The organism is uncultured Polaribacter sp., from assembly GCF_947501385.1.
Lineage (GTDB): Bacteria > Bacteroidota > Bacteroidia > Flavobacteriales > Flavobacteriaceae > Polaribacter.
In genome coordinates, this window is record NZ_CANMVP010000008.1 from 12,215 (window position 1) to 26,475 (window position 14,261).

The following is a 14,261-nucleotide window of genomic DNA, read 5'->3' on the forward strand; positions in this document are numbered from 1 at the left end:
AAAACAAAATACTATTTCATTTACTTTACTTCTTCGAAATCTACATCTTCTACATTGTCTCCTTGTGCATCACTTGCTTCAGGTTCACCTTGCTGTGCTGCTTCAGGATTTGCTCCTTCAGCACCACCTTGTGCAGCATACATCTCTTCAGAGGCAACTTTCCAAGCTTCGTTAATGGTTGCTAATGCAGTGTCAATTTGCGCTAAATCTTTAGATTCATGTGCCGCTTTTAACTCTACTAAAGCAGCTTCAATTGGTTTTTTCTTATCATCAGATAATTTATCACCAAATTCTGTTAATTGCTTTTCTGTTTGAAAAATCATAGAATCTGCTTCGTTGATTTTTTCTGCAGTTTCTTTGGCAATTTTATCAGCGTCAGCATTTGCTTCTGCATCTTTTCTCATTTTTTCGATTTCTTCTTCAGATAAACCAGAAGAAGCTTCAATTCTAATTTCATGAGATTTATTGGTTCCTTTATCTAAAGCAGAAACTTTAATGATACCATTCGCATCAATATCAAAAGTTACTTCTACTTGAGGAACTCCTCTTTGTGCTGGAGGTAAACCATCTAAATGGAAACGTCCAATAGTGTTATTATCTGCTGCCATAGCTCTTTCACCTTGTAAAACGTGAATTTCTACGGATGGCTGATTGTCTACTGCTGTAGAAAATACTTGCGATTTTTTTGTTGGAATGGTTGTGTTTGCATCAATTAATTTTGTAAAAACATTCCCCATTGTTTCAATACCTAAAGATAAAGGTGTAACGTCTAATAATAATACATCTTTTACATCTCCAGATAAAACGCCACCTTGAATTGCAGCTCCTAAAGCAACAACTTCATCAGGATTTACACCTTTACTTGGTGCTTTTTTAAAGAATTTTTCAACCGCTTCTTGTACAGCAGGTATTCTTGTAGAACCACCAACTAAAACAATTTCATCTATATCAGAGATTGTTAAGTCTGCATTTTTTAATGCTGTTTCACAAGGCTCTATGGTTCTTTTTATTAAATCGTCAATTAATTGCTCAAACTTAGCTCTAGACAAGGTTCTCACCAAGTGTTTTGGTCCACTAGCAGTAGCAGTTACATAAGGCAAGTTAATTTCTGTAGAAGCAGAAGAAGATAATTCAATCTTTGCTTTTTCAGCAGCTTCTTTTAAACGTTGTAAAGACATTGGGTCTTTACGTAAGTCTAAACCTTCATCTGCATTAAATTCGTCAGCCAACCAATTAATAATTCTTTCATCAACATCATCTCCACCTAAATGTGTATCACCATCTGTTGCCAATACTTCAAAAACACCATCTCCTAATTCTAAGATAGAAACATCATGTGTTCCACCACCAAAATCAAAAACAACAATTTTCTTATCGTCATGAGATTTGTCTAATCCGTACGCTAATGCAGCTGCTGTAGGTTCGTTTATAATTCTTTTTACTTGTAAACCTGCAATTTCACCAGCTTCTTTTGTAGCTTGTCTTTGTGCATCGTTAAAGTATGCAGGTACAGTAATTACTGCTTCAGTAACATCCGTTCCTAAATAATCTTCAGCAGTTTTTTTCATTTTCTGTAACACCATTGCAGAAATTTCTTGTGGTGTGTATAAACGACCATCAATATCTACTCTTGGTGTATCATTGTCTCCTTTTACTACTTTATAAGGTACTCTTTTTACCTCTTTTGTAGATTCAGAAAATTTATTCCCCATAAAACGTTTGATAGAATACACTGTTTTTGTTGGGTTTGTTACTGCTTGTCTTTTTGCAGGATCACCAATTTTACGTTCTCCACCTTCTACGAAAGCTACAATAGATGGTGTAGTTCTTTTTCCTTCCGCATTAGGAATTACAACTGGCTCATTACCTTCCATTACAGAGACACAAGAGTTTGTTGTTCCTAAATCGATTCCTATAATTTTACTCATAATTTTTATTTTATAATTTAAATTCGTTTTTCAATTTTACAGTTACAATTAGTCAAACTGTGTGCCAACCGTTTTTTTTATTGTAAAATGTCAGTTTTAAAAACATAAATAAATTAAATTATGACATATTGACATAATTAGTTTCTAATTCATTGCAGAGAAGAATAGCTGAAATAGCAAATTATTTTCTTATATTTGGATAGTTCTTTTTAGAATTAACATTTTATATAAACTCTTAAACCTAAAAAACATGAGTAAATTCGATGAAAAAGTAGCATTATACAAGAAATTTATGGACGATAGAGATTTTCGTTCCAATTCAGATTTATTAGCCGCTGTTACAAAAGGTCTCGGCCCATCAATCTATAAAGCAGATGCAGAAACTGTTTCTGGCTCTGATGCAAAAGAATTGGCAACTGTAAAGAATAACTTTTTAATCAAAAAACTAGGTTTAAAGGATGGTCCAGAATTAGACGCTGGAATTAATGAAGTGATGGATCGTATTGGGAAATCTGAAAGAAAAAAATACAGAGCAGTAGTTTATTACATGCTGATGAAAAAATTTGATAAAGAATCTGTTTACGGTTTCTAAATACATATCTTTTAAATTATATGAAAAAATCCAACTCATTGAGTTGGATTTTTTACATTTACAGCGTTTTACTTAATCATTTTTACGAATGTCGCAATTTATTAGTGTTTTTGATATGTTGAAGATTGGCGTTGGCCCGTCAAGCTCACATACATTAGGTCCTTGGAGAGCTGCTGAACAATGGATTCAGAAATTAAAAGAAAATAAAAAATTTTATGTAATTGACGGTATTCAGGTTGATTTGTACGGTTCTCTTTCTTTAACAGGAAAGGGACATGCTACAGATTTGGCAATTCAGTTGGGTTTAAGTGGTGCAGATCCAGAATACATTCCGATTGAAAGTATTGCTTCCATTATTGATGAAATAAAAAACAACCAACAACTTTTTTTCAATCAAGAAAGATTCGTCCCTTTTTTTAAAACCTCAATTATTTTTAATAGAGAGTTTTTACCTTTTCATGCCAACGGAATTAAATTCACAGGATTTTCTAAAGGTGAAGAAATTTCTACCCAAAGATATTATTCTATTGGTGGTGGCTTTATTGTGCAAGAAAATGACCATTTAGAAGAGGAGATTGAAATCAATAAAAAGAATTTTCCATATCCTATAAATAGAGCCATTCGATTAGAAGAGTTTTGCGAACGTGACCATTTAGCAATTTCTGAAATTGTACTTTTAAATGAATTAGAGTTAAACTCGGCTGAATTTATAGACAAAGAATTGCATAGAATTTGGGACACCATGTTAGAATGCATGTATACAGGTTGTCATACACAAGGAATACTGCCTGGAGGATTGAATGTAAAAAGACGTGCTTTTGACACGCATCAGAAATTAATAAAAGATACGAGTTATACAAATCCTAAAGAATGGCTCACTGCCATACGAAGTACAGAGGTAAAATTTAGAGAAATTTTAAAATGGGTAAGTTGTTTTGCACTTTCTGTAAACGAAGTAAATGCAGCTTTGGGTAGAGTAGTAACCGCACCAACAAATGGAAGTGCAGGAGTAATTCCTGCAGTTTTAATGTATTATATGGTGATAGAAAATCACGAAGCTGATTTTAGTCATGTTAAAAAATTCTTATTAGTTGCTGGCGAAATTGGCAGTATTTTTAAGAAAAATGCTACAATTTCTGCAGCCATGGGAGGTTGCCAAGCAGAAATAGGTGTTTCGTCTGCCATGGCAGCAGCAGCCTTAACAGAGTTGTTAGGCGGAACAGCAGCACAAGTATTGTCAGCCGCAGAAATAGCGATGGAACATCACTTAGGTTTAACCTGCGACCCTATAGGAGGTTTGGTGCAAGTGCCTTGTATAGAAAGGAATTCTATGGGTGCAATAAAGGCAATTCACGCAGCAGAAATTGCTTTAGAAACAAACCCTAAAGAATCTTTGGTGCATTTAGATAAGGTAATTGATACGATGTGGGAAACGGCAAAAGACATGAATAAAAACTACAAAGAAACTTCTGAAGGTGGTTTGGCAGTGACTGTAAGAATTGTTGATTGTTAAATAAAAACCTAAAGATACTCGGGAGTATCTTTAGGTATAATTATAGCTAATTTTAAAGAGCAGGAGTTTTTTCTGAGCTTTGAATCGCTAAATTGTAAACAACCAAACCAAAACCAATCTTATTAATCGCATCACCAATATTATAAATAACATTTAAATCGAATCCTCCGAACACACTTTCGTACCATCCTGGAGTTCCAGCCATATAACCAATTGGGTAAATTGCCCAACCAACTAATACGAACCAACATAAAGTTTTGTGTGCGCTTAATACTGCTCCGCCGGCTTTTACAGCTAGTTTTTTTGCAGTTCCAAACCAAATATCATACACAATTACAAAGTATGCTATACCTGAGATTAGACCCCATAGCCAAGCATTCTCTCTATCTATAGTTTCTCCAATATACCCTGTAACAAGCATAACTACCGATAAGAAGATTAGTCTCCACATCATAGATCTTTTTGCGCCAGCTACTTTTAAAATCAAGTAAAACTCAACACACATTAAAGGTACTGTTAATACCCAATCTACGTAACGAAAGAAGGTTGGAGATTCTACGTTTGAAGCCCAATAATCTCTCATATACCAATAATGTACTGCAGCTATAAAAGTAATAAGCCCAGAAACTAAAATTGATGTTCTCCATTTTTTATCAAAACTATTCATTGATAAAAAGAAAAATACAGATGCAGCCATCATAGCCATGCATCCCACAAAAAAAGTAAATCCAACATAATCATCTGTAGCCATTTTAGCGACAGACAAAAAATTAATTGATAAATTCATATTTAAAGAATTAAGTTAGTAAAAAATGTTTAATGTTTTGTACAAAACATTAAACAAAAATACAAATTAAATTGATAACTTTGTAAAATGGAATCATTTTTAAAGCAGAATTATCAAAATTTTATGATTTTCTTTACATTTTTATTGTTTTGGTTTAGTATACAGTTTGGCGAATTCGTAGAAGATTCTGTTGCTTTTGTAATGATTGTTTCTATAGGAATACTTCATGGGGCAAATGATTTACTAATTTTATCTAAAGGAGAAAAAAAGAGGAATATTTTTAGAAAGCATCTAACAATTTATTTAAGTATTATATTGGGTTGCGTGGTAGTTTATTTGATAAGCCCTTTTGTAGCTATTTTATTATTTATTCTATTAAGTTCTTATCATTTTGGTGAAGAGCACTTTGGAGAAAAAATAACTGTAAATAAAATCTTCAATTCTATTTTTTTTACGTCCTATGGACTGTTTCTTTTTATGATGTTATTTTACGAGTCGATGGCTGATGTTGATGAAATTATGATTGAGCTTACAGGTGTTACATTTACAAAGTATCAAATAGAAATTTCTTTAATTACTTCTTCTGCTATTCTTTTATTAGCAGGTTTGTATATAGTCTTAAAAAAGATGTATAAATTAGAAAAACTGTTAAAAGAAGTTTTTTATTTAGGATTGCTTTTTGTTGTTTTTAAAACATGCTCACTCATTTTGGGTTTTGCTATTTATTTTATTTTTTGGCATTCTATACCATCAATTATAAATCAAGTTGAGTTTATTTCTGGAAATTTAACAAAAGAAAGTATACTTTTTTATATTAAAAAAGCCTTTATTTATTGGGGAATTAGTGTTCTTAGTTTACTAATTTTGTATCAGATAATACCTCAAGCTAGTTTATTTTCAACCATAGTTTTTGCGGTTTTATTTGCAGTTACGGCACCACATACTTGGGTGATGTATAAAATGAAAAGTTAGCGGGTAAACACCAACTCATTTCCAGAAGACATTTCTTCTGAAAAACGATACTTCTCAATATCAAACCCTTTTAATTCTTCAATTGTTGTAATGTTGTTATCAATAATATAACGAACCATGAAGCCACGTGCTTTTTTGGCATAGGTCATAATGGTTTTGTATTGTCCGTTTTTAAAATCTTTAAAAACCGGTGTAATCATCGGAACTTTCAAAACTTTTTTAGGAATTACTTTAAAGTATTCTGTACTTGCTAAATTGACTAATAATTCACCATCCGCCAATTCTTCGTTTAAAGCTTCAGCAACTGTAGTATCCCAAAATTTATAGAGGTTTTCTTTTCTACCTACTTTTAATTTTGTGCCCATTTCTAATCGGTAAGGTTGAATTAAATCTAAAGGTTTTAGCAAACCGTACAAACCAGATAATATGCGAAGTCGATCTTGTAATATTTGTATTTTTTCTTCCTCTAAAGAATTTACATCAATTCCTTGAAAAACAGCACCTGTAAAAGCATAGATAGCTTGTTTGGCATTATTCTTAGTAAATGGAGTTTTCCAATCTTGATTTCGATCATAATTTAAAGCAGCCAAATCACTCGAAATAGACATTAAATCTGATAATTTATTTTTAGAAAGTGTTTTTAGTTTTTTATTCAGCTTTTCAGATTGGTCTAAAAAAAGAGGTTGTGTATATAAATCGGTAGGCACTGTGCTTTCGAAATCTAAAGATTTTGCTGGAGAGATGATGATTTTCATTTTGCTTAAATTGAAAAATTTTTGAGAAAAATTAAAATATAAATATACAAATGATTCAGACTATTTTTGAATTTTATGTTATTTTAAATTGATGCTTCCATTCATAAAATTTATCTATATTCACATTTTATCAATGAAACCAAAAATATGAAAAGAAGTCTTGTTAAATATAAGAATAGCAAGTTTAATTTATTTATAAGCAAGCATAAAAAATATGCACCACTTCTATTTTTTATCGCGGGTTTTACTTGGGATTCTCTTACGCTAGGTAGAATAGATAGATTGTACGATATTATAATTTTGTGTGCTTATATGATACTTTTAACCGTTAGTATCTATTTTTTTAATTTGGTGGATAGTGAAAAATGGAAAACTTCTTTTATTCAAAAATATGGACATTATTTACCATTAGCCATTCAGTTTTTTTTAGGTGGACTTTCTAGTGCCTACGTAATCTACTTTTCTAGAAGTGTATCACTTTCTAAGACAGCTAGTTTTTTTATAATTTTAGTAGTTTTACTTTTTGCAAATGAAGTTTTTAAAAAACGTGTTTCTAACAAATATCTACAGTTTAGCGCTTATTTCTTCGTGAATTTTACTTTTTTAAGTTTCTTTTTGCCTATTATTTTAAAAGAAATGAATACGACGATATTTCTAATTTCTGGAGCTATCAGTTTGGCTTCAACTTTTGTCTTAATAATTTTAGTGTATAGTACAAGCCTTTCTGCAAGAACAGAAATTACAAAATGGAAAATGGTGAGTATGATTTTCGGAATTTATTTGTTAATAAACATTTTCTACTATTTTAAATTGATTCCTCCAGTGCCTTTGGCTTTAGATAAAGGATTGGTTGCATACAACATTGAAAAGGAAGACAATTCATATATAGTGAGTTATGAAATTGATGAATGGTATATTTTTTGGCGAGATCATAAAATCAATTTTAACAGGAACTCGAATCAACCTGTGTATGTTTTTACGTCGATATTTGCACCAACCGATTTAACAAAGAAAATTTATCATCTATGGAAATGGTATGATCCTAACACAGAAGAGTGGCAAAATTTAGATAAAATTGGTTTTAATATTGTTGGAGGAAGAGATGAAGGTTATAGAGGCTATAGTTATAAAAATAATGTTATAGACGGTGAATGGAAAGTAGAAGTAATTACTGATGAAGATTTAGTGCTAGGTGTGGTAGATTTTAACATTAAAACGTCTAACTCAACAAAAAAGCATAGAAGAATTACAAGGAAATTTTAAAATATTTTTTAAACTGTAATAATATTATTGAAATTTTTTGTCAAAATGATTTTTCAAATAGGCTATTTGTATCAATGCCAAAATAGAAAATGTAATAACAGTATACATTACTGTTGATGATATTGATATACTTCCAAATAAATTAGGGAATTCAATATTGCTAAAAGAGCTTGTATCTAATGCTGGAAAATTATAGGTACTAGTACTTTTTCCTTTGAATAAGAACCACAAACAAGTTGCTATAAAACTTACTGAAACAACCCATATTTTTTTAGAAATTAAGGGTTCAGGTTTTAAGACTGTTTTTTGTTCTTCCTTTAAAATTGCATCCATAATAGTAGCGGTAAAACGGGAGGTGGTTTTATCTACTTCTATTTCTTGTATGTACTTTTTAAAAAAAGCATCTTCGGTTAAGTGGTGTTTATTTTTTTCCATAGTGTGCGATCATTTCAGGCTCAAAACGTTTTTCTACAATACCAAGTAAACGTTTTCTTGCTCTGTGTAATTTTACTTTAATGTTTGCTTCAGAAAAGTTGGTAATGGTTTGAATCTCTTTTAAACTTAATTCTTTAAAATAGAAAAGCCATAATATGGTTTTTTCTTCTTTCGGCAATTCTTCTAAGCAAATTTTCATCATTTTTGCTCTGTCTTCTTTTTCAATAGTTTTTAAAACATCATCAGAAGATTTTAAATTTAGTGAAAAATCTTCATCAATTGTAGCTGTTTTATATTTTCTTTCATTCTTTTTAAATTCATCTAAACAGTTATGATACGTAATTTTATATAACCAGGTAGAAAATTTAGAATCGCCTTTAAAATTTGCAAGATTTTTATAGGCTTTAATAAAAGTATCTTGACTAACCTCTTCTGCAACTTCTTTATTTTTCGTCATTTTTATTGCCAAAGAGAACACCAAATCTTTGTAGGTGTTTACCAATTCTGCGAAAGCATTAGAATTGCCTTGCAAAACTTTATCAATAATTAGTTGGTCTTTGTTGGCCATTTTCTATAGGACTGTAAAGTAAATAAAAAGGTTACAGTTTTTTTGAAATAAAAATAAATGAATTTTTCTGTAACCTTTATTTAAAATTATTCGTCAAAGCTACAAACACAATAACAATAAACAATTTAAAATCAATATTATGGAAGTAGCAATCGTATTTATGTTCTTATTCGCAATCATTTTCGGAATCTTTTATGTATTCTTTTCAACCAGAAATAAAGAACGTCTGGCACTAATAGATAAAGGCGTAGATGCTACCGTTTTTATGAAAGGACAGCAAGACCGCAAAACAGCACCTTTTTGGAAGGTATTAATTTTAAACTTAGGTTTACTGGCCATGGGAGTTGGTGTAGGTATTTTACTAGCAACCATATTAAGTTATCATTTTGGGTATGAGGGTTCATGGCAAAACAGACCACAAAACGCTATCGATTCTGGTGTGTTTTATGCAGCATCTATCTTTTTATGTGCTGGTGGAGCGCTGTTAATTGGCTTTCAACAGACAAAAAAATTAGATAAAGAATAAGATTTATTTTTATTCAATTTACAACCACTTTTAAAATAGTAAAAGTGGTTTTTTTGTGTTTTATAAAGTCACTATCTTTAAAAAAATATTTTTAATGAAAAATGATTACACAGATAGTAAGTTTAAAGAACTTTTAGACAAATTACAGCAAGAAAGTTGGCAGTTAGAATTGCTAATTTCTGGGTTTGCAATTTTTGGTTTGGTTTCATCTTTAGACCTTCTAGTAAATATGCTGAATGAGGCTAAGGCTGTTGAGAGCTATAACGAATATTTATATGGCATTGCTTTAGTTGCTTGTTGGGTACTAATTATAAATTTAATATTACACGTAGTTTTAAGAGGTTTATGGATTGGCGCTATAGGCTTGCGCTATGTTTCCGGTGAAATTGAATATGAATCTTTAAATTATAAAAAACGTTTTACAAATCATCTAAAGAAAAAAGTAGGTTCTTTTGATAAATATATAAATACCTTAGAAAACTACTGTAGTATTCTATTTGCAATTACCTTTTTGTATTTATTTTATATTATTTCCTTTTTTCTTGTTATTCTGATTCTTGTATTAATAAGTAACTTTTTTATGAAATTAGGTCTTTTTTCTGAAATGACAGGGGCTTTACTATTGGTATTATTTGGAATGTCTTTTCTTTTTTTAGCCCTTATTGTATTTATCGATTTTATAACACAGGGATACTTAAAGAAAAAAGAATGGACTTCTTTTTTATACTTTCCAATTTACAAAATCTTTACTATTATTACACTTTCCTTTTTATACAGACCTTTGGTATATAATGTTCTAGATGATAAGTTTAGCAAAAGGTTAACCTTTATCATAACACCAATTTACATTTTAGCATTTTTTTTTGTAACCTCTAATAGTATAAGATCTAATTACATTTCTGCAAAAGAATACTCATCTGTTCATTATTCCGATAATAATAATTATATAAGCACATTAGAGAAAAATAAATATATTAAAAGAGCAGCCATACAATCTAAAGTAGTCAAAGAGAATTATATACATCTTTTTATTCCTTTCAAGGAAAATATTGAAGATTTAATTTTTGATCAAAATAAAGATTTAGAGCCTGAAGATGACAAAAGAGGTTTTAGTAACGGTATCTTTTCTTCTAAAGATAAAGTCAATGTTCAGAAAAAAGATAGTTTGAATTTTTTATATTTGAAAGCCTTTAAAAAAATATTTACTTTAAAAATAGATGCGCTAAAAATAAACACAAATTTTTCATTTACAGAAATAAATAATCAAATAGGTTTCGAAACATTTGTCTCATTAAAACAATATACAGAAGGCAAACATATCATCAACTTAAAAAGATTAACAACTTCTATAAGATCAAAGAAAATAGAAAATAAACATGTGATAGATATCCCATTTTGGTATTTTAAACAATAAAAACAACTTCAAATGAAAAAAATTACAGGATTCCTTTTATTTGTCTCAATGATAAATTTTGCTCAGACAGATTCAAAAATATATCAAATTATCGAGAACGTTTCTGCAGATAGAATTAAAGCAGATGTAAAAACACTCACTGAATTCGGAACAAGAAATACCTTTTCTGATACCATTTCTAATAACCGAGGAATTGGTGCTGCAAGACGTTGGATAAAATCTGAATTTGAGTCTATTTCTAAAAATTGCAATAACTGTATCGACGTTTTTTACCAAAAAGATTTCGTTAGCAAAGAAGGGAATAGAAGAGTACCTCATGATGCTTGGATAGTAAATGTTGTGGCGATACAAAAAGGAACAAAATATCCGAACAAATTTGTAATTATGAGTGGAGACATCGATTCTAGAGCTAGTGATACGATGGATTTTACTACAGATGCTCCAGGTGCAAATGACAATGCTTCAGGAATGGCAGGAACCATTGAGGCAGCAAGAGTTTTAAGTAACTATAAATTTGAAAGTAGTATTCTTTATGTGGGTTTGTCTGGCGAAGAGCAAGGCCTTTTTGGTGGTGCTGGATTGGCAAAATATGCTAAAGAAAAAGGTTGGGAGATTATTGGTATTTTAAATAATGATATGATTGGTAATATTGAAGGTGTAGATGGTGTCATAGACAATAGATCTTTTCGAATTTTTTCGGAACCTGTACCTGCAAATGAAACCGAAAGAGAAAGAAGAATGCGAAGATTCTATGGAGGAGAAGTTGACGGAATTTCTAGACAATTAGCGCGCTATATTCATAAAACAACCAAAACATACATGCCAGAAATGAATCCGATGATGATTTATAGGTTAGACAGGTTTGGGAGAGGTGGGCATCACAGACCTTTTAATGATTTGGGTTTTGCAGGAATTCGTATTATGGAAGCTCATGAAAATTATACACAACAACATCAAGATATTAGAACCGAAAATGGAATTAAATATGGTGATACTTTTGAGCATGTAAACTTTGGCTATGCTAAAAAATTGACAGCTGTAAACGCAATTAGTTTGGCAAGCTTAGCTTGGGCTCCAGAGGCACCAAAAGAGGTTGCCATTGGTGGAATTGTAGAAGCTTCTGTAAAATTAAAATGGACCAAAGTAGCAGGTGCAAAAGGCTATAAAATCTATTGGAGAGACACCACGTCACCTACTTGGGATCATTCTAGATATGTAGAAACTACAGAATTTACTTTAGACGGTATTGTAATTGACAATTTCTTTTTTGGGGTTGCAGCAGTTGGAGAAAACGGACATGAAAGTGTGGTTGTTTTTCCTAATAAAATTTGGAGGTAAGAATTTAGAATTAAACGTCCATAAAATCATCAATTTCTTTTTGTGAAATTTGTGGATTTGCTCCTTCCTTTTGAGCCACCAAAGCACCAACTGCGCAGGCTACATCAATGGCTTTTTGTGGATTTTCTTTTTGCAGTAAATGACTAATTAAGGTTGCTAAAAAAGAATCTCCAGAACCCACGGTATCTGCCACTTTTATTCGATAGCCGCTATTGTAAAATAGTTGTGACTCATAAAATAAAACAGCACCATGTTCGCCTTTTGTCACACAAATATGTTTGGTTTTTGTTTTTTCTGCTATAAAATGGATGTTTTGTTCTAAATTGTTGCATGGAGAATCTAGATAAGTAGCAATTTTATACAATTCTTCATCATTAAATTTGATGAAATCTGCTATTTGCATCAGCTCAATTAAAATGTTTTTCTCGTAAAAAGGCGCGCGTAAATTCACATCAAAAATTTTATAAGTTGCTACTTTTAAAAGCTGGTATAAAGTTGTTTTGGAAATCTCATCTCTGGTGATTAAGCTTCCAAAGACAAAAGCATCCACCTGTTTTACTAAGTCTGATGTTGCTTCTTTACATGTTATTTTATCCCAAGCTTTGGGATGTACAATTTGATAACTTGCAACTCCTTTTTTATTTAAAGTAACGGCAACTTCTCCTGTTGTAAAATCATTTAAAACTTGCACGTGTTTTGTGTTTATTTGGTGTGCTTGCAAATACTCTAAAATAGATTTTCCCAAATCATCAGTACCTACTGCACTAATCATAAAAACTTCATTAGAAAAGGATTGCAAACGAATGGCGACATTTAGCGGAGCTCCTCCAATTTTTTTATGATTGGGAAAAACATCCCACAAAACTTCCCCAAAACAAACAATTTTAGACATGTTTTAATAAATATTAGATTCTGATGTTCTTTGATTTATTGAGCTTGCAAAAATACTCAGCATTCTTTTTGCAATACCTGTCCAACCAAAATTTCTACGTGCAAAACGTGCGCCTTCTACAGACATTTCATTTCTTAAATTAGGATATAATAACGGCATTGCCATCATTGCACCAAATTCTTTTGGTCTGTGTGGATCTGCAAATAATGCTTGATTTCCAAAATCAATCAAATCACATAAACCACCGTGAACTGTAATTACACTTGGTGTTCCACAAGCCATGGCTTCAATGGCAACCATTCCAAAAGGTTCATATCGAGAAGGCATTGCAAAAATGCTTGCAGATCTATAAACGTTCGCTAAATCCTCATCTTCAATATAACTTTTCCATTTAATTTTATCCATCACTCCAATTTCAGATGCTACTTGTTTTAATTTTTCAATTCCGTCTTTATCTTGTTGAGAATCTCCGCCAATTGCAGCGACTAAACCAGCTTCTGGAGCTAATTCAAATAATGTGGGTAAAGAATTTATTAGTAAATCATACCCTTTATTATGCGCCATTCTTCCCAAAGCTAAAACATCTTTAGGATTGATGTCATATTTTACACGAATTTTATCATTCTCTTTTGAGGGAACAGGGAAAAATTTATTTTCATCAATTCCTGGAGGAATCATACTACAATTTTTATTTAAAACATCATATTGCTGTACCAGTAAGTCTACTTGTGGCAACGTTGTAGCAATTACAAAATTACACATTTGGTATACGAAATATTCTTTACGAATTCGTTCTTTAAAACGGTAGGTTTTTTCCATTTCCTTTTCATCCATATCACTTCCCATAGAATGTTGTTTCCACCAACCTAAAGAATGTGGCGTATGCACGTGACAAATTCCTAACTCTTCTGCAATTTTTTGTCCCGCCCAACCTGCATCCCAATAATGAGAATAGACCACATCATATTTTTTATTTTCTTTTTTTATGGCTGCAAGCGTATTCGTAACAAATTTCTTCAAATGGTCGTGCATATCTTCCTTTCGGATGAATTTTTTCCCTCCAAAAGGAATTCTCCAAATACTATAATTCTCATTTACATCATCATATTCTGGTTGGTCTTCAAATTGGCGTGTCACTAAATCTACACGTTTGCCAAGCCTGCTAAATCTTTCTGCTAATTCTAAAACATACACTACTTGTCCGCCAGTATCTGGCTTTCCTAATTCGGCATTTGCCCCAACATATCCATGCAGAGAGATCATTAAAATCGATTTCAT

At 31.4% G+C, this 14,261-nt stretch carries 14 protein-coding genes; 7 read left to right on the top strand and 7 right to left on the bottom strand.

Annotated features, from left to right (window positions below; translation table 11 throughout):
* Positions 1-20 precede the first annotated feature (20 nt).
* Complete coding sequence (dnaK, locus tag Q0998_RS06780; protein ID WP_299667990.1) at positions 21-1,928, bottom strand: molecular chaperone DnaK; 1,908 nt, start codon at positions 1,926-1,928, stop codon at positions 21-23.
* A gap of 250 nt (positions 1,929-2,178) precedes the next feature.
* Between dnaK and Q0998_RS06785 the strand changes: the two genes are divergently transcribed.
* Both Q0998_RS06785 and Q0998_RS06790 read left to right on the top strand, forming a co-directional pair.
* Positions 2,179-2,520, top strand: a complete 342-nt coding sequence (locus tag Q0998_RS06785; protein ID WP_299667992.1) for a DUF2853 family protein — start codon at positions 2,179-2,181, stop codon at positions 2,518-2,520.
* 88 nt (positions 2,521-2,608) lie between these two features.
* On the top strand, positions 2,609-4,033 hold the full coding sequence (locus tag Q0998_RS06790; protein WP_299667994.1) for an L-serine ammonia-lyase: 1,425 nt from the start codon (positions 2,609-2,611) through the stop codon (positions 4,031-4,033).
* Between the two features lie 52 nt (positions 4,034-4,085).
* Here Q0998_RS06790 and Q0998_RS06795 read toward each other — a convergent pair whose 3' ends face one another.
* Positions 4,086-4,820, bottom strand: a complete 735-nt coding sequence (locus tag Q0998_RS06795) for a bacteriorhodopsin-like (RefSeq protein ID WP_299667996.1) — start codon at positions 4,818-4,820, stop codon at positions 4,086-4,088.
* An 87-nt stretch (positions 4,821-4,907) separates the two neighbouring features.
* Between Q0998_RS06795 and Q0998_RS06800 the strand changes: the two genes are divergently transcribed.
* On the top strand, positions 4,908-5,792 hold the full coding sequence (locus Q0998_RS06800) for a Brp/Blh family beta-carotene 15,15'-dioxygenase (RefSeq protein WP_299667998.1): 885 nt from the start codon (positions 4,908-4,910) through the stop codon (positions 5,790-5,792).
* Here Q0998_RS06800 and yaaA read toward each other — a convergent pair.
* Positions 5,789-6,547 (bottom strand): peroxide stress protein YaaA, encoded by a 759-nt coding sequence (yaaA, locus tag Q0998_RS06805; RefSeq protein ID WP_299668000.1) that lies wholly within the window; start codon positions 6,545-6,547, stop codon positions 5,789-5,791. The genes Q0998_RS06800 and yaaA overlap by 4 nt on opposite strands.
* A 147-nt stretch (positions 6,548-6,694) precedes the next feature.
* On the opposite strand from yaaA, the gene Q0998_RS06810 reads away from it, so the two are divergent.
* Complete coding sequence (locus Q0998_RS06810) at positions 6,695-7,810, top strand: DUF2914 domain-containing protein (protein WP_299668002.1); 1,116 nt, start codon at positions 6,695-6,697, stop codon at positions 7,808-7,810.
* Between the two features lie 24 nt (positions 7,811-7,834).
* Here Q0998_RS06810 and Q0998_RS06815 read toward each other — a convergent pair whose 3' ends face one another.
* Positions 7,835-8,245: a hypothetical protein gene (locus Q0998_RS06815; protein ID WP_299668004.1), complete on the bottom strand. Its 411-nt coding sequence runs from the start codon at positions 8,243-8,245 to the stop codon at positions 7,835-7,837.
* Positions 8,232-8,813 carry an RNA polymerase sigma factor gene (locus Q0998_RS06820; RefSeq protein ID WP_299668006.1) on the bottom strand — a complete coding sequence of 194 codons (582 nt, stop codon included), beginning with the start codon at positions 8,811-8,813 and terminating at the stop codon, positions 8,232-8,234. Before Q0998_RS06820 ends, Q0998_RS06815 begins: the two co-directional genes overlap by 14 nt.
* 139 nt (positions 8,814-8,952) lie before the next feature.
* Between Q0998_RS06820 and Q0998_RS06825 the strand changes: the two genes are divergently transcribed.
* From Q0998_RS06825 to Q0998_RS06835, 3 genes are all read left to right on the top strand, one after another.
* A complete protein-coding gene (locus tag Q0998_RS06825) occupies positions 8,953-9,339 on the top strand; it encodes a DUF6249 domain-containing protein (RefSeq protein WP_299668008.1) in 387 nt (128 codons plus the stop codon).
* 94 nt (positions 9,340-9,433) lie between these two features.
* Positions 9,434-10,753, top strand: coding sequence for a hypothetical protein (locus Q0998_RS06830; RefSeq protein WP_299668010.1), 1,320 nt, complete (start codon positions 9,434-9,436; stop codon positions 10,751-10,753).
* 12 nt (positions 10,754-10,765) lie between these two features.
* Positions 10,766-12,091 carry a M28 family metallopeptidase gene (locus Q0998_RS06835; protein WP_299668012.1) on the top strand — a complete coding sequence of 442 codons (1,326 nt, stop codon included), beginning with the start codon at positions 10,766-10,768 and terminating at the stop codon, positions 12,089-12,091.
* A gap of 10 nt (positions 12,092-12,101) precedes the next feature.
* Here Q0998_RS06835 and Q0998_RS06840 read toward each other — a convergent pair whose 3' ends face one another.
* Positions 12,102-12,983: a carbohydrate kinase gene (locus tag Q0998_RS06840; RefSeq protein WP_299668014.1), complete on the bottom strand. Its 882-nt coding sequence runs from the start codon at positions 12,981-12,983 to the stop codon at positions 12,102-12,104.
* A gap of 3 nt (positions 12,984-12,986) precedes the next feature.
* The gene (locus tag Q0998_RS06845; protein WP_299668016.1) at positions 12,987-14,261 is read right to left on the bottom strand and encodes a glycosyltransferase; all 1,275 of its coding nucleotides are present in this window, start codon (positions 14,259-14,261) and stop codon (positions 12,987-12,989) included.